The organism is Xanthobacter sediminis, from assembly GCF_043195015.1.
Taxonomy (GTDB): Bacteria; Pseudomonadota; Alphaproteobacteria; order Rhizobiales; family Xanthobacteraceae; genus Xanthobacter.
The window spans coordinates 81,722-97,159 of the sequence record NZ_JBAFWH010000011.1 but is presented as its reverse complement, the minus strand read 5'-3'; the positions used below and the strand labels follow the sequence as shown (position 1 = coordinate 97,159).

The 15,438-nt window shown below is 70.7% G+C and carries 13 protein-coding genes and 1 riboswitch; of the genes, 7 read left to right on the top strand and 6 right to left on the bottom strand.

The window, feature by feature from the left end; genetic code table 11:
* Nucleotides 1-396: 396 nt before the first annotated feature.
* The 4 genes from V5F61_RS15360 to V5F61_RS15345 form a co-directional block, all read right to left on the bottom strand.
* Nucleotides 397-1,200 (bottom strand): GntR family transcriptional regulator, encoded by an 804-nt coding sequence (locus tag V5F61_RS15360; protein WP_393989665.1) that lies wholly within the window; start codon nt 1,198-1,200, stop codon nt 397-399.
* A 79-nt stretch (nt 1,201-1,279) separates the two neighbouring features.
* Nucleotides 1,280-2,134: a CDP-diacylglycerol--serine O-phosphatidyltransferase gene (gene pssA, locus V5F61_RS15355; protein ID WP_393989666.1), complete on the bottom strand. Its 855-nt coding sequence runs from the start codon at nt 2,132-2,134 to the stop codon at nt 1,280-1,282.
* Nucleotides 2,134-2,850, bottom strand: a complete 717-nt coding sequence (locus V5F61_RS15350) for a phosphatidylserine decarboxylase (RefSeq protein ID WP_393989667.1) — start codon at nt 2,848-2,850, stop codon at nt 2,134-2,136. Before V5F61_RS15350 ends, pssA begins: the two co-directional genes overlap by 1 nt.
* Nucleotides 2,851-3,027: 177 nt before the next feature.
* Complete coding sequence (locus V5F61_RS15345; RefSeq protein ID WP_393989668.1) at nt 3,028-4,137, bottom strand: anhydro-N-acetylmuramic acid kinase; 1,110 nt, start codon at nt 4,135-4,137, stop codon at nt 3,028-3,030.
* Nucleotides 4,138-4,269: 132 nt separating this feature from the next.
* On the opposite strand from V5F61_RS15345, the gene tyrS reads away from it, so the two are divergent.
* From tyrS to V5F61_RS15320, 5 genes are all read left to right on the top strand, one after another.
* The gene (gene tyrS, locus V5F61_RS15340; protein WP_393989669.1) at nt 4,270-5,514 is read left to right on the top strand and encodes a tyrosine--tRNA ligase; all 1,245 of its coding nucleotides are present in this window, start codon (nt 4,270-4,272) and stop codon (nt 5,512-5,514) included.
* A gap of 123 nt (nt 5,515-5,637) precedes the next feature.
* A riboswitch (cobalamin riboswitch) is annotated at nt 5,638-5,841 on the top strand.
* A 124-nt stretch (nt 5,842-5,965) separates the two neighbouring features.
* On the top strand, nt 5,966-7,987 hold the full coding sequence (locus V5F61_RS15335; protein WP_393989670.1) for a TonB-dependent receptor plug domain-containing protein: 2,022 nt from the start codon (nt 5,966-5,968) through the stop codon (nt 7,985-7,987).
* A 13-nt stretch (nt 7,988-8,000) separates the two neighbouring features.
* Nucleotides 8,001-8,957, top strand: coding sequence for an ABC transporter substrate-binding protein (locus V5F61_RS15330; RefSeq protein ID WP_393989671.1), 957 nt, complete (start codon nt 8,001-8,003; stop codon nt 8,955-8,957).
* Complete coding sequence (locus V5F61_RS15325) at nt 8,957-9,976, top strand: FecCD family ABC transporter permease (RefSeq protein WP_393989672.1); 1,020 nt, start codon at nt 8,957-8,959, stop codon at nt 9,974-9,976. The genes V5F61_RS15330 and V5F61_RS15325 overlap by 1 nt, the downstream gene beginning before the upstream one ends.
* A 7-nt stretch (nt 9,977-9,983) precedes the next feature.
* Nucleotides 9,984-10,769, top strand: coding sequence for an ABC transporter ATP-binding protein (locus tag V5F61_RS15320; RefSeq protein ID WP_393989673.1), 786 nt, complete (start codon nt 9,984-9,986; stop codon nt 10,767-10,769).
* A gap of 16 nt (nt 10,770-10,785) precedes the next feature.
* On the opposite strand, the gene V5F61_RS15315 is transcribed toward V5F61_RS15320, so the two are convergent.
* A complete protein-coding gene (locus V5F61_RS15315; RefSeq protein WP_393989674.1) occupies nt 10,786-11,619 on the bottom strand; it encodes a universal stress protein in 834 nt (277 codons plus the stop codon).
* Nucleotides 11,620-12,009: 390 nt separating this feature from the next.
* On the opposite strand from V5F61_RS15315, the gene V5F61_RS15310 reads away from it, so the two are divergent.
* A complete protein-coding gene (locus tag V5F61_RS15310) occupies nt 12,010-13,014 on the top strand; it encodes a glycosyltransferase family 2 protein (protein ID WP_393989675.1) in 1,005 nt (334 codons plus the stop codon).
* Nucleotides 13,011-13,820, top strand: coding sequence for a ChbG/HpnK family deacetylase (locus V5F61_RS15305; RefSeq protein ID WP_393989676.1), 810 nt, complete (start codon nt 13,011-13,013; stop codon nt 13,818-13,820). The genes V5F61_RS15310 and V5F61_RS15305 overlap by 4 nt, the downstream gene beginning before the upstream one ends.
* 223 nt (nt 13,821-14,043) lie before the next feature.
* Here the strand turns inward: V5F61_RS15305 and clcA are convergent, their stop codons facing one another.
* Complete coding sequence (gene clcA, locus V5F61_RS15300) at nt 14,044-15,420, bottom strand: H(+)/Cl(-) exchange transporter ClcA (RefSeq protein WP_393989677.1); 1,377 nt, start codon at nt 15,418-15,420, stop codon at nt 14,044-14,046.
* Between the last annotated feature and the right edge of the window lie 18 nt (nt 15,421-15,438).

The following is a 15,438-nucleotide window of genomic DNA, read 5'->3' as shown; positions in this document are numbered from 1 at the left end:
GCTGAGGAGACGGACGCTAGGCCGAGTCTGGCATCCGCGTCAAACATCCACGAACCGCCATTTGGGTGTTTCGCCGCCTTACCTCTACTAAATATAGTAGCTGGCCATTCGTTAACAAAGGCCTAAGACGCCAGCGCTGGAGCGGGTTTCACCCCCGCTGGGGAGCGTCGAGGCACGCCCCACCGACCTGCGGACGTCGTCACCGTCATCCACAGGACACACCGGGCATGCGCCGCGGGTGGGCACGGTGCCGTTGCGGCGAGGCCCACAAGATATGGTAGGCGGGAGCACCACGCGCGGCGCCCGCGCGAGAACAGGCAGGCGGCAGAAGCGGGCATGAGCCCGCTGCCGCGCGCCTGCCCGGCCACTGAAAAGACAGTCAGGAAGCGTGCTGGATCAGGCCCGCGCAGTGCCCAACGGCGCCTCGTGGGCGGCATGCTCCATCGCCGCCGCCCCCAGGCCGGGCTCCGGGAAGACCGCTCCGCCGAGCACCGCGTCGAGGCCTTGCGCGGCGAGCACAGGCGTCGTGAGGACATGGGCGCGCATGGCCTCGCCGGCCTCGGCGCGCTCCCCGCGCAGGATGGCGGTGAGCACCCGGCCATGCTCCCCGTAGGACTGGGCGAGACGCTCCAGCCCCCGGTACTTGTCCTTCAGGAAGGGGCGGAGCTTGGCGCGGGTACTCGCCGCCAGCTCGGCCAGATAGTCGTTGTGGCTGCCCTTGTTGACGGCGGCATGGAAGCGCTCGTCCAGGCAGTCGTACAGCGCCGCGTCGCCGGCGTGGATGGCGGCGGCGAGTTCCGCGTGCAGACGCTCCAGGGCGGCGCGCTCCGGCGCCGTCATGTGCACCGCGGCCAGGGACGCGCACATGCACTCCAGCTCGCCCATCACCTCGAACATGCCTCTCAGCCGGTCCATGGAAGGGCGGGCCACCAGGGCGCTGCGATGGGGGCGCGCCTCCACGAGGCCGGAGGCCGCAAGGTCACGGATGGCCTCGCGCACGGGCGTGCGGGAGACCCCGTAGCGCTTGGCGATCTCCACTTCCTCCAAGGCCGTGCCCGGCGCGAGGCGGCCGCTGGTGATCTCCTCGGCGATCTGCAGACGCAGCTCCTCGGTGCGCGTCACGGCGCGCACGGGGGATGAGCGGCGGCGGGCGCGGGGCCGGCCGGGGGCATCGTCATTCTCGGAATCGGCGTTCCACATGGCGCGCAGAAGCTAATGCAACTGCAGGCCGCCCCGGAATCCGGGATAGTGCGTACCCCGTGCAGCGTATTACCCAGCGTCAGGACTGCCCGGAAAGTGGCTTCCCCGCGCTCTCCTGGCTACCGGCGGCCTCCCCGGCCTCGTGCGCGGCCATCAGCCGGCGGTAGCGCAGGGTGGAAACAGGCAGCAGCGCCAGATACAGCACGGAGCAGGCCGCGAGCACGATCCACGGATAGCTCGCGAGCAGCGCAAAGTAGAGCGCCACCAGCACGAACAGCGGCAGCACCATGTCGCGCCGGATGCGCCGGCCGATGGTCTTGCCCGACCACGCCGGCACCTTGGAAATCATGAGGAAGCCGATGGCGAGGCAGTAGATGAGCGCGATCGGCGCGGAAACCCCGCCGTGGGGCACGCCGATGAGCTCCAGATAGACCGGCAGCAGCACCGTGATGGCGCCCGCCGGCGCGGGGATGCCGGTGAAGAAGTCCGCAGCAAAGGCGGGCTTGTCGGGGTCGTCCAGCATCACGTTGAAGCGGGCGAGGCGCAGCGCCGCGCAGATGGCGTAGATGAGCGCGGCGATCCAGCCGAAGGAGCCGGCCTCGTTGAGGCCCCAGAAATAGAGGATCAGCGCCGGCACGCAGCCGAAGTTCACGAAATCGGCCAGGCTGTCGAGCTCGGCCCCGAAGCGCGAGGTGCCCTTGAGGGCGCGGGCGAGGCGGCCGTCGATGCCGTCCAGCAGCGCCGCGAACACGATGGCGGCGAGCGCCAGCTCGATGCGCGATTCGATGGCGAGCCGCACCGCCGTGAGGCCCGAGCACAAGGCAAGCAGCGTCACCAGATTGGGAATGAGCACCCGCACCGGAATCTTGCCGATGCGCCCGAAGCGCGGGCGCAGGCGGCCTTCCGGATCAAACGGGGGAAAGGGCGCGTCCATCAGCTCACCCGATAGGCGGTCTCGCGCGGCATGGGCGCCGCGAGATCGCAGATGACGGTTTCGCCGGCGGTGGCGAGCTGGCCCTCCGCCACCTGCACCCTGGTGCCGCGCGGCAGGTAGATGTCCACCCGCGAGCCGAAGCGGATGAGGCCGAAGCGCTCGCCGGCGCCGATCTCCTCCCCCTCGCGCACGAAGCACACGATGCGCCGCGCCACGAGGCCGGCGATCTGCACCACGCCCACCTGGATGGTGTCGCCGAGCCCGGTAGCGGCGTCGATGACGAGGCCGTTGCGCTCGTTGTCCTCGCTCGCCTTGTCGAGGTCGGCATTGAGGAAGATGCCGGGCTTGTAGGCCACACGGGCGACCCGACCCGAGATCGGCGCCCGGTTCACGTGCACGTTGAACACGTTCATGAAGATGGAGACGCGCAGCAGCGGCTCGTCGGAAAGGTCCAGCTCGCGCGGGGGCCTGGCGAGGCCGACGAAGGACACCTGGCCATCCGCCGGCGCGACGATGAGCCCCTCGCGCACCGGCGTAACGCGCGGCGGATCACGGAAGAACAAGGCGGTCCAGATGGCCAGCCCGACGCCGATCATGCCGATGAAGGTGTTCAGCGACAGCAGCAGCAGCGCGATCACCACCGCGATGGCGATGAAGGGGTAGCCTTCGCGGTGAATGGGCACCAGCGACTTGCGAATGGTGGCGACGAGGGACAAGGGGGCCTCCGAAGGACACCGCGCCGGGTGCTGGCACGCGAGCGCAGAGGTAGAGAGCGCGAGGCTCCGCGTCAAATGATGATGGCGCGTCCCTCCTCCGCCCGGAAGAGGGCCGCAGCATGGCGGCACCGGCATTTCCCGAAGCGTTGCCGGATCACGATCCGCGGCGGTCCCCGTTCAAGGGCGGAACAGCACCCCGCCCGTCATGGGGCGCGGCGCGCCGGTGGTGGTGGGAAAGGTGAGCGCCAGCCCCCGCGCCGCCCGCGCCGCCAGGAAGCCGAAGGCGTGGGCCTCCAGCGCATCCGCCGACCAGCCGACCGCCTCGGCGGCGACGACCTCCGCCCCGAGCCGCGCCGCCAGCATGGCCAAAAGTGTGGGATTGCGCGCGCCGCCGCCGGCCACGATCCAGCGCCGGGGCGGCGCCGGCAACAGTGGCACCACCGCAGCGATGCTGGCCGCCGTCAGCGCGGTGAGGGTCGCCGCGCCGTCCTCCACGCTCAGGGCAGCGAGCCCCATGCGGGCTGCCGCATGTTCCCGGAAAGCATTGCGATCCAGCGATTTGGGCGGGGCCTCCCGGAAGAAGGGATGGTCCAGTACGGCGGCCACCGCCGCCGCGTCCACCCGCCCGCGCGCGGCGGCGGCGCCGTCAGCGTCGAAGGGTCGACCGGTGCGGGACATCATGAAATCATCCAGAAGGGCGTTGCCCGGCCCGGTGTCGCAGGCGACGGGCGGTGCCGCGCCGTCGATCACCGTGACGTTCGCCACCCCACCCACGTTCAGCACCGCCAGCGGGCGCGGCCCGCCGATGCCGGCGGCGAGGGCCGCATGGAACACGGGCACCAGCGGCGCGCCCTGCCCCCCCGCCGCCACGTCGGCGGCGCGGAAGTCGGCGACCACGGGCACGCCGAGCGACGCCGCGAGCCGTGCCCCCTCCCCGATCTGCACGGTGAGCCGCGCATCCGGCCGGTGCAGCACCGTCTGGCCGTGGAAGCCCACGAGGTCAATATCGCCGGCCGAAAGGCGCAGCGGCACCAGCAGCGCGCGCACCGCCTCGGCATGGAGATCGGTGATGCGCCGTTCCGCCGGCGCCAGCGCCCCCGGCCGGTCGGTGCGGGCGTTCACACCCCGCGCATCGGCCATGGCCTGTTCCAGCAGGGCGCGGGTTTCGAGATCGTAGGGCACGGTCAGCGACGGCCCGAGCCAGGAGATGGCCTCCCCATCGGTGTCGATGAGGGCGGCGTCGATGCCGTCCATGGAGGTGCCGCTCATCAGCCCGACGACGCGCATGCCGTGCTTCCTCTCCCGCTTCGGTACCGGGCATGCCACGGGGGCGCCCTCCCCCCATGCAATCCGGCGCCGGACCTGATACACCACGCTTCCTTTCCGCGCGCGTAACGCGCCTCCAACCGACTGATCGCGATGACCACCTTCCGTTCCGATTTCCTGCGCACGCTCGACGCGCGCGGCTACATCCACCAGTGCTCGGACCTCGAGCGCCTCGATGCCAAGGCCGCGGAAGGGCCCATCACCGCCTATATCGGCTTCGATGCCACCGCCTCCAGCCTGCACGCGGGGCACCTGCTCTCCATCATGATGCTGCGCACCCTGCAGCGCACGGGGCACAACCCCATCGCCCTCATGGGCGGCGGCACCACCAAGATCGGCGACCCGTCCGGCAAGGACACCCAGCGCAAGATGCTCACCGACGAGCAGATTAACGCGAACATCGCGTCCATCCGCAAGGTGTTCGCCCGCTTCCTCGATTTCGAGGCGGGCGCCGTGATGGCCAACAACGCGGACTGGCTGGACGAGCTGAAGTACATTCCCCTGCTGCGGGAGGTGGGGCCGCACTTCACCATCAACCGCATGCTCACGTTCGATTCGGTGAAGCTGCGCCTGGACCGCGAGCAGCCGCTCACTTTCCTCGAATTCAACTACATGATCCTGCAGGCCTATGACTTCGTGGAGCTTTCCAAGCGCCACGGCTGCATCCTGCAGATGGGCGGCTCCGACCAGTGGGGCAACATCGTCAACGGCATGGAGCTGGGCCGGCGCATGCATGGGGCCGACCTTTTCGCCCTCACCACGCCGCTGCTCACCACCTCTTCCGGCGCCAAGATGGGCAAGACCGCCGGCGGCGCGGTGTGGCTCGATGCCGAGCTGCTCGCGCCTTACGAATACTGGCAGTACTGGCGCAATGCCGGCGACGCCGACGTGGAGCGCTTCCTGAAGCTGTTCACCGAGCTGCCGCTGGACGAGATCGCCCGCCTCGCCGCCCTGAAGGACCAGGAAATCAACATCGCCAAGGAGGTGCTCGCCACCGAGGCGACCACCCTGCTGCATGGCCGCGCCGCCGCCGAGCAGGCGCGGGAGACCGCGCGCGCCACCTTCGAGGAGGGTGCGCTGGCGGTGAACCTGCCCACGGTGGACGTGCCCGCCGCGCAGCTCGAGGCCGGCCTGGGGGTCGCCAACGCCTTCGTGCTGGCGGGGCTCGTCGCCTCCACCAGCGAGGCGCGCCGCCAGATCAAGGGCGGTGGGCTGAAGGTGAACGACGCCGCCGTGACCGACGAAAAGGCCGCGCTTACCCCCGCCGCGCTCACCGCCGAGGGCGTCATCAAGCTCTCCCTCGGCAAGAAGAAGCACGTGCTGCTGAAGCCGGTGTGAACGCGCCTGCCGCCGGCCCCGGCCGGGGCCGGCGGTGATGCCGCGGCGCAACAGTCGCCACGTATAAGGAATTGTGGCGGAAGGGGCGCGGAAGCGGGGCATTGACGTGCCGACAACCCCTCGCCTAGGTTGCGGCTTGACGGTATTCCTCCCAGAGGAATCAAAAGGGAATGCGGTGCGGGCGCGAAGCGCCCCATTCCGCAGCTGCCCCCGCAACTGTAAGCGGCGAGCCCTTCGCCGAAACGCCACTGGGCACTCGGGGCCTGGGAAGGCGGCGAAGGGCGATGACCCGCGAGCCAGGAGACCTGCCGTCGATCCGTGGTCACACGCGGGCTCATCGGGCGGGGTGTTCCGGTGGCGGGCTGGTTCGCGGCGCGCGGCCTTTAGGGCGGCGCGGTGCTCGGGCCCTCGTTCGCGGTGACGTGCCACTGGCGTCCCGCCCGAGGTCCGCATGTCCGCCGTCCCGCCTTCAGCCATCGCCTTTTCCGGCCACCTGCGCCGTATCGCCCCGCTCTCCTTCTCCGCGAGCCTCGTCGCCCTCCTGGCGGCGACTCCGGCGCTCGCCCAATCGGCGGGCGGCGCCCAGGCCGACGGCAGCCAGATCGAGCTTCCAGACGTGGTGGTGAGCGCCACCACCATTCCCACGCCCGCGAACGAGGTGGCGAGCTCCGTCACCGTCATCACCCGCCAGGAGCTGGACGAGACCCAGCGCCGCGACGTGCCGGACGCGCTGCAGTCGGTGCCCGGCCTCAATGTGGTGCAGACGGGCGGGCCCGGCGGCTCCACCTCCGTCTTCATGCGCGGCACCAATTCCAACCAGACCAAGATCCTGCTCGACGGCATCGACCTCGGCGACCCCTCCAGCGCCAACGGGGCCTTCGACCTCAGCACCCTCTACACCAACGATTTCGCCCGCATGGAGGTGCTGCGCGGCCCGCAGAGCGGCCTCTACGGCTCGGATGCCATCGGCGGCGTCATCTCCATGACCACCGAGCGCGGCTCGGGCCCGGCCAAGGCCGCCGGATACCTGGAGGCGGGCGCGCTCGGCACCTTCAACCAGGTCGGAAGCCTCACCGGCGGCTACAACGACAATATCGGCTATGCCTTCAATGTCGGCCACTTCGCCTCCACCGCGATCCCGGTGACGCCGCAGAACATCCTGCTTCCCGGCGAGGTGGCGAACAACAACAACTCCGACAACTGGACCTATTCCGGCCGCCTCGACGCCGACATCAACGACGCCTTCTCGGTGAACCTCGTCGCCCGCTACATCCAGACCCAGCTCGCCTACACCTCCGACCTCTACAATTACGCGACCTATACCGGCTATCCCGCGCCCATGCAGGACACCGGCTACGGCAAGTATTTCATCGGCAAGGCGGAAGGGCTGTGGAAGGCGCTCGACGACAAGCTGGTGAGCACTTTTGGCGTCTCCGCCACCGACTACCAGCGCGACAATGCCAGCCCCTATCCGGACAATGTGAGCGCCTATGACGGCGACCGGCAGACCTATTACTGGCGCTCCAACTACACCTTCATGCCCGGCCAGAGCATCCTCCTGGGCGTGGAGCGCTACAACGAGAGCATGACCAGCGAGAGCGCGTGGTCGAGCATGGACGCCAGCACCGGCGACACCGCCGGCTATGCCCAGCTCCAGTCCACCTTGTTCGAGCGCCTCTTCCTCGCCGCCAACGTGCGCTACGACAGCAATGACGACTTCGGCGACCACACCACCTGGCGCCTCGCCCCGGCGCTCCTGTTCCCGGAGACCGGCACCAAGCTGAAGGTCACCTATGGCACCGGCTTCAAGGCGCCCACCCTCTACCAGCTCTATGCCCCCTCGGGCGGCAACCCCGACCTTCAGCCGGAGGAAAGCACCGGCTGGGACGCCGGCTTCGAGCAGGCCCTGTGGCAGGACCGCGTGAGCTTCGGCGCCACCTATTTCAGCAACGACATCACGAACCTGATCAATTCGGTCCAGGTTTCCACCTATGTCTGGAGCAACTCCAACATCGCCAGCGTCACCACGGACGGCTGGGAAGCCTTCGTGGCCGTGAAGGTCACCGACAATCTCTCCGTGCGCGCGGACTACACCTATACCGACACCGTCGGCCACCCCGAGGACGGGGTTTCGCCCGGCTCCTGCGCGCCCACGGGCATCGACACCTGCACGCCCCTGCGCCGCCCGAAGAACAAGGTGTCGCTGGCGGTCAACTGGCAGCCGGTGGAGCCGCTCACCCTCACCGCCACCCTGGTGTATCTCTCCGACTGGTGGGACATCGACCGCACCACCTATGCCTTCGTGGAGCAGCCCGGCTACACCATCTTCAACGTGGCGGCGAACTACACCGTCAACCAGAACGTCAAGATCTTCGGGCGCATCGACAATCTGTTCGATGAAACCTACGAGAACCCCAACGGCTATCTGGCCCCCGGCATGTCCGCCTACGCCGGCCTGAAGCTCACCTACTGAGGACCGACGACCCGTGAAGCGCGCCTCCCCCCCTCCCCTTTCCGCCGCCGGCTTGGCCGGCCGGGGGGGAGCGCGCCGCATCCTGGCGGCGGCGGTGATCGCTGCCGCTGCGCTCGCCCCGGCGCTTTGCGCGCCGGCGCGGGCGGCCGGGCCGGAAGCCGCAGCCCCGCCCCGCCGCATCGTCTCGCTGAACCTCTGCGCCGACGAGCTGGCGCTGCGCCTCGCGCCCAAAGGCAGCGTCATTTCCGTCACCAGCCTCGCGGCCGATCCGGTGAGTTCCACGGTGACGGACCTCGCCGCCGGCATCCCGGTCAACCGGGGCCTCGCGGAAGAAGTGGTGCCGCTGGCGCCCGACCTCGTGCTCGCCGGCGCCTTCACCACACGCAGCACGGTGGCGCTGCTGCAGCGCTTCGGCATTCCGGTGATGGAGCTCACCATTCCCGCGAACCTGGAGGAGGGCTATGCGCAGATCCGCGCCGTGGCGGCCCGCCTCGGCGTGCCCGAGAAGGGCGAGGAGATGGTGCGGGAGATCCAGGACACCCTCGCCGCCGCCCCGCCGCCGCCCCACCCGGCCCCGCGCACTGTGGTGCTGCGCCCCAACGGCTTCACGGTCGGCCGCGACAGCCTGCCCGATGACCTCATGCGCCGGGCGGGGCTCGACAACGTGGCCGCCCGCCTCTCCCCCGACAAGCTCGGCCAGCTCTCCCTGGAGGAGATCCTTGCTGCCCGGCCAGACGTGCTGGTGGTGGATGACGAGCCCGGCGCGCCGCCCTCCCTCGCGCGGGAGATGATGCGCCACCCCGCCATCACCGAGGCGCTGGCGCACTGGCGCATCGCGCCCATGCCGCTGCGGCTGTGGGCCTGCGTGGGGCCGCAGCTCGGCGAAGCCTTCACGCGCCTGTCGAAGGCGGCCCATGCCGCGGCGCCGTCCGGCATCGCCGCCATGCCCGCCCCCACGCGGACACCCTGATGGACGACACCTTCGCGGAACCCGCTGCTTTGCCCCAGCCGCTGCTGCTGGCGCTGCTCTCGGTGCTGGCGCTGGCGCTGTTCGCGGTCTCGCTCGCCATCGGCTATGCCCCCATCGACTGGGGCGCCGCGGTTTCCGACATTCTCGCCGGCCGCCACGGGCTCGATGCCCTTGTGCTGGTGCAGCTGCGCCTGCCGCGGGCGCTGCTCGGCCTGCTGGTGGGCTTCAGCCTGGGCCTCACGGGGGCGGCGCTGCAGGGGCTGATGCGCAACCCGCTGGCCGATCCGGGAGTGGTCGGCGTCTCCGGCGCGGCGGCGCTGGGGGCGGTAACGGCCTTCTATTTCGGCGCGGCGGCCCTGTTTTCGCTGGCGCTGCCGCTCGGCGGCCTCGCCGGGGCGGCGCTCGCCACCGCCGTGCTGCTCGCCCTCGCCCGGCGCGGGGCCTCCACCACCGCGCTCATCCTGGCCGGCGTCGCGCTCAACAGCCTCGCGGGCGCCCTCACCACCCTCGCGCTCAATCTCTCTCCCAGCCCCTATGCGACCCTGGAGATCGTGTTCTGGCTGATGGGCTCGCTAGCGGACCGCAGCCTGCAGCACGTGCTGCTCGCCTTGCCTTTCATCCTGGTGGGGGCGGCGCTGGTGCTCTCCACCGCCCGCGGGCTCGATGCCCTCACCCTGGGCGAGGAGACCGCCGAGAGCCTCGGCTTCTCCCTGCCCCGCCTGCGCCTGCTCGCCATCGCGGGAACGGCTGGCATGGTGGGCGCCTCGGTGGCGGTTTCCGGCGCCATCGGCTTCGTGGGACTGGTGGTGCCGCACCTGCTGCGGCCGCTAGTGGGCCATCGCCCCGGCCGCCTGCTGCTGGCGAGCGCCCTCGCCGGCGCCGCCCTCACCCTGGGCGCCGACATCCTGGTGCGGCTCATCCCCACCCGGCCGGAGCTGAAGCTGGGGGTGGTGACGGCGCTCATCGGCGCGCCCTTCTTCCTGCTGCTGCTGCGCCGGCTCGGCACGGAAACGGAATGAGGCGGCCATGCTGATCTCCGCCAGCGGCATCGTGGTTCGGCGCGGCGCGCGCACCGTGCTCGAAGGGGTGGATCTTTCCGCCCGGCCCGGCGAGCTGCTGGGCCTGCTCGGCCCCAACGGCGCCGGCAAGACCACTCTGCTGCGCGTGCTCGCCCACCTCCAGGAAACGGCGGCCGGCACGGTGCTCTACGACGGCGCCGATGCGGCGGCCACGGGGCGGCGGACGCTAGGCCGCAGCCTCGCCTACCTCGCCCAGGGCGGGCGCATCCATTGGCCCATGCGGGTCGAGCACGTGGTGGCCCTCGGCCGCCTGCCCCACGGCACCAGCCCGGCGGTGGACGCCGCCGCCGTCGCCCGCGCCATGGCGGCGGCGGACGTGGAGGCCTTCGCCGGCCGGCCGGCGGGCAGCCTCTCCGGCGGGGAGAAGATGCGCGTTCTGCTGGCGCGGGCGCTGGCGGTGGAGGGCCGCGCCCTGCTGGCCGACGAGCCGGTGGCGGCGCTCGACCCCTACCACCAGCTCCATGTGATGGAGGTGCTGCGCCGGCAGGCGCGCGCGGGCCTCACCGTGGTGGTGGTGCTGCACGACCTGACGCTGGCGGCCCGCTTCTGCGACAGGGTGGCCCTGCTCCACGGCGGGCGGCTCATGGCCTGCGGCACGCCGGAAGAGGTGATGACGGCCGCGCGGCTCGAAGCGGCCTACGGCGTGCATGTAGAAAGCGGTGAGCGCCACGGCGAGCGCTTCATCCTGCCGTGGTCCCGCAGCCCGAGGGCGGAAGACGCCCCCGCCCGGTGAGCGGGGGCGCGGGGCCTCAGTGGGCCATCAGCACCGGCACGGTCATGCTGGCGAGGATGTCGCGGGTGACACCGCCCAGCACCATCTCCTTCAGGCGGGAATGGCCATAGCCGCCCATCACCACCAGATCGGAGCCGCGGTCGGAAACCTCGTTGAGGATGGCCGCGGAGATGGAATCCCCGCCCTTCACCGGCAGGCGGCGGATCTGGGCGTCGAGGCTGTGGCGGGCGAGGTGGCGCGCCACCTCCTGGCCTTCCTCGTCCTCGCCGTCGGCACCGTCGGTCACCACGCGGAAGATCTCCACCACCTTGGTGCGGTGCAGCAGGGGCAGCGCCTCGGCGAGGGCGCGGGCGGAGGCGCGACCGCCGTCCCAGGCCACCACGGCGTGCTCGGCGGAGAAGGGCTTCTGCTGGATGTAGGGCACCACCAGCACGGCGCGGCCCGATTCGAGCAGCACGGTCTCGGCGAGCACCTCCTCGGGGCCCGGCTGGTCCGGGTTGGGCTGGGCCACCACGGTCACGTCGAACAGGCGCGCCATGCGGGCGAAGCTGTTGGCGGCAACCCCGAGCGAAGCCGAGAGGGTGCGCACCTGGTGAGGCACGCCCGCCGCCTTGGCGATTTCCTCCAGCCGGGCGGAAGCCTTCTCGGCGGAGGCCTGGTTCTCCAGAACCTGGGCATCGATGAAATCGGTGGGCAGGGCGCCCATGTAGAAGGGCGGCACGTCGATCTCATAGGCCACCGACAGGCCTGTCAGGTGCGCGCCGAATTCCACGGCGAGGCTCGCCGCGTATTCGGCCGCGGCGTCCCGCTCCGCGCCTTGCGCCAGATTGACCAGAATGTCGCGAATCATGACCGAAGGCCCTCGTTCAGCCGTTTAAGCGTCGCGACATTACCCTAAACTCGCCCAAAGTCTCGGGTCTTGATGTCACGCAAGCACGGAGCCTTTCCGAACGTATCGCGGGGCTTGGCCGTCGCTTCATTCGAGGGGTGGCGGCGTAGCCGTTGGAGGCACTCCGTTCCGGGTCGGTCGGCCCCGAGGAGGCCCGAAACGGCGGCGCGGCCGTCTCTGGGGGGCAAGACGGCCGCGCCATGCACGGTCTGTTGGGGGCGCGACCGCGCTGCATTGGAAACGCCCGGTGGCGAGACAGGTTCCACCGTCATGCGAAAAAATCCGTATCCATCTCCCCTCGCGGGAATTAGACCACTTCTTCCCATCGCGACCGCCGACCCTGGCCGAGCCATGACACCAGATCTCAGCATCGTCGTTCCCGTGTACAACGAGGCCGCCGGCCTCGCCTTCTTCCATGAGCGGCTGTGCCGCAGCGCCCGCGCGGAGGCCGAGGCCCGCGGGCTGAAGGTGGAAATCGTCTATGTGGACGACGGCAGCCGCGACGGCAGCGCCTCCATCGCCGCCGCCCTGCCCCCGCTCGGGCTCGACGTGCAGGTGGTGGCGCTCTCGCGCAATTTCGGCAAGGAGGCCGCCCTCATGGCCGGCCTCGACCACGCCCGCGGCGACGCGCTCCTGTTCATGGACGGCGACGGCCAGCACCCGCCTGAGATGATCAGCACCTTCGTGCGCCTGTGGAAGGACGAGGGCTACGACGTCGCCTACGCGGTGAAGTCCAACCGGCTCGACGAGCCGGTGGCGCGGCGCAATTTCGTGCGCGGCTTCTACTGGCTGCTCAATTTCGGCTCGGCCAGTGCCATCCCGGAGGACGCGGCGGACTTCCGCATTCTCTCCCCGCGCGCCACCTCCGCCCTGCGGCGCATGCCGGAGCGCAACCGCTTCTTCAAGGGCCTGTCGAGCTGGATCGGCTTCCGCCAGGTGGCGGTGCCCTACCAGCCGGAGGCGCGGGCCCACGGCACCACCTCCTTCAATTTCCTGCGCCTGCTCGGGCTCTCCATGGAGGCACTCACCTCCTTCTCGCCGGCGCCGCTGCGGCTCGCCGCCCTGTGCGGCGCGTCGCTGGCCGGGCTCGCCTTGCTCTACGGCCTGTGGATCGTGCTGGAGCGCCTCGTCTGGGGCATCCCGCTGCCGGGCTACCCCTCGGTGGTGGTGGGCGTCATGGTGATCGGCGGCGCCCAGCTCCTGGTGATGGGGCTGATGGGCGAGTACATCGCCCGCATCCTCTCGGAGATCAAGGCCCGGCCGGTGTACTTCGTGGCCGACCATGTCCTCAACCCGGCCGGAGCCGCAGCCGCTCCGGTGGAAACGCCGCTGAAGGTCGCGGGGGCCCAGCAGTGAAGCACATCACGCTCTGCGCCGACGACTACGCCATCTCCCCCGGCGTCTCGGCCGCCATCCGCCGGCTCATCGAGGCCCGGCGCATCAACGCCACCTCCGTGATGACGGTGTTCCCCGGCCTCGCCGAGGAGGCGCGCAGGCTCGACGAGGTGGCGGCGGGCCGGGAGGTCAGCGTGGGCCTCCACATCACCCTCACCGGCGGCACAGCCCCCCTCACCCCCTGGACCGACGGCGCCGACCTGCCCTCGCTCCGCGAGCTGGTGGCGCGGGCGTTCACCGGGCGCATCGACCGGGCCGCCGTGGCGACGGAGATCGAGGCCCAGTTCCTCGCCTTCGAGCGCGCCTTCGGCCGCCCGCCCGACCATGTGGACGGGCACCAGCATGTCCACGTGCTGCCGGGCATCCGCGGCGCGGTGCTGAAGGCCACCCGGCGCCACGCGCCCCATGCCTGGCTGCGGGACGTCAGGCCTGCGCCCGATGCCCTCATCGGGCTCGACCTGAAGGGCCGCATCATCGGCGCCTTCGGCCACGGCTTCTCGCGTGATGCCGCCCGCATCGGCCTTTCCACCAACACCGGCTTCGCCGGCGCCTACGATTTCGGCGCCGACCACGACTTCGCGCCTCTGCTCGCCCATTTCCTGAAGGGCGCGCCGGAGGGCGCGGTCATCATGGTCCACCCCGGCCACGTGGACGACCCCCTGACCGCGCGCGACCCGGTGACCCACCAGCGGGAGGTGGAATTCGAAGTGCTCGCCGGGCCGCGGATGCCGGAAATCCTCGCCGAGACCGACGCGCGGCTCTATTGAGGCGCATCCCATGCTACTGCGGCGTGCGGCGGCCAGGGCCACTGCCGGGCCCCGCTTTCGCAGCTCCACCGGCCGCGAGCCAGCCCGAGGCTCAATCCAGGACCCCCAGAGCTTTTCTCATAGGCCCGTTCTCATGGGCCCGTTCTCATGGGCCTTTGGTCACGCCGGTCCGGCGTTCAGGCGAAACTGGGGCGGTACCGGTCGAAGGCCGGGGCCGGCGGCCTCAGGCATTCGGGGCCTGGCGCTCGCGCTCGTCCCAGCCGCCGATCTGCTCGTCCTTCGGCGCGGGCGGCGGGGTCTGGCCGGCGAGGCGCAGGGTGCGCTCCAGCAGCACCTCGTAGATGGGCTTGCCGCCCAGCCCCTCGGCCACCACGTTGGCGACGACGCAGGTGATGATGACGGGAACCATGAGATCGTAGGCGCCGGTGAGCTCGGCCACCAGCACCATGCCCACCAGCGGCGCGCGGATGGTGGAGGAGAACAGCCCGCCCATGGCCGCCACGCCGAACGCCGCCACCGCCCCCGGTGGCAGCGGAATGGCGAGATCCAGCAGCATGGCGAACAGCACGCCCACCGAGGTGGCGAGCGCGAGGATGGGCGCGAAGATGCCGCCCGGCACACCCGTGGAATAGCTCGCCATGGTCATCACGAAGCGGATCACCACGATCACCGCCATGGTGACCAGCGGCAGGTGGTGGGTGGCGAGGGAGACCGCCAGCGCCTCGCCGCCCGTGGTCGCCTCCGGCCGCAGGATCAGCAGCGGGCCGATGGCCGCCCCCACCACCAGCGGCACCAGATAGGGCGAGAACCTGAGGCCGACCCGGCGCGAGAAATCCAGCCCCGCCACCACGGCCCAGTTGAACACCACGCCCAGCCCGCCCAGGAGCAGCCCCAGCACGGCGAAGGCGGGCAGCAGCCAGAACGGCATCTCCTGGGTCTGCAGCGCCATCATGGGCGAGGTGCCGCCGATCATCTCGGTGACGATGGCGCTCATGACCGAGGCGATGATGACGGCGCTGTAGGTACGCAGGCCGTAGGGAAACTGGCGCCGTGTTTCCTCGATCACGAACAGGATGGCGGCGAGCGGCGCGTTGAAGGCGGCGGCGAGGCCCGCCGCGCCACCGGCCGCGAGCAGCCCGCGCCCGTCGCGGATGGTGAGGGCGAAGCCGTCGCCCACCGCCTTGGCCACCGAGGCGCCCATATGGATGGTGGGGCCCTCGCGGCCCAGCACCAGGCCGGAGCCCAGGGAGAGCACGCCCGCCACGAACTTCACCGGCAGGATGCGCTTCCAGCGCACCTCGCGCTGGCCATCGAGCGCGCCCTCGATCTCCTGCACGCCAGAGCCCGCCGCTTCCGGCGCGAAGGCGCGCACCAGCGCCACCGAGACCAGAACCATGACGGCCGACACTGCAGCCAGAGCGCCAAGCGCCTCCGGCCCCTCGAAATAGGGCAGGATCAGCGCTGGCCAGCCCAGCACGGTACTGGAGAGCATGTGGAACGCGGCGCCCAGGGCCCCCGCCAGCGTGCCGACCAGCACGGCTAGGAGGTAGTATGCGGCATCGCTGAGGGTACGCGGCGCTTCAACGGCAGGTTCACCCATGACGGCTCATCTGTGATG

Coding starts and splice junctions, on each gene's coding strand:
- V5F61_RS15360 (WP_393989665.1), bottom strand. CDS start 1,200: ATGTGGAACGCCGATTCCGAGAATGACGATGCCCCCGGCCGGCCCCGC.
- pssA (WP_393989666.1), bottom strand. CDS start 2,134: ATGGACGCGCCCTTTCCCCCGTTTGATCCGGAAGGCCGCCTGCGCCCG.
- V5F61_RS15345 (WP_393989668.1), bottom strand. CDS start 4,137: ATGCGCGTCGTCGGGCTGATGAGCGGCACCTCCATGGACGGCATCGAC.
- tyrS (WP_393989669.1), top strand. CDS start 4,270: ATGACCACCTTCCGTTCCGATTTCCTGCGCACGCTCGACGCGCGCGGC.
- V5F61_RS15335 (WP_393989670.1), top strand. CDS start 5,966: ATGTCCGCCGTCCCGCCTTCAGCCATCGCCTTTTCCGGCCACCTGCGC.
- V5F61_RS15325 (WP_393989672.1), top strand. CDS start 8,957: ATGGACGACACCTTCGCGGAACCCGCTGCTTTGCCCCAGCCGCTGCTG.
- V5F61_RS15320 (WP_393989673.1), top strand. CDS start 9,984: ATGCTGATCTCCGCCAGCGGCATCGTGGTTCGGCGCGGCGCGCGCACC.
- V5F61_RS15315 (WP_393989674.1), bottom strand. CDS start 11,619: ATGATTCGCGACATTCTGGTCAATCTGGCGCAAGGCGCGGAGCGGGAC.
- V5F61_RS15310 (WP_393989675.1), top strand. CDS start 12,010: ATGACACCAGATCTCAGCATCGTCGTTCCCGTGTACAACGAGGCCGCC.
- clcA (WP_393989677.1), bottom strand. CDS start 15,420: ATGGGTGAACCTGCCGTTGAAGCGCCGCGTACCCTCAGCGATGCCGCA.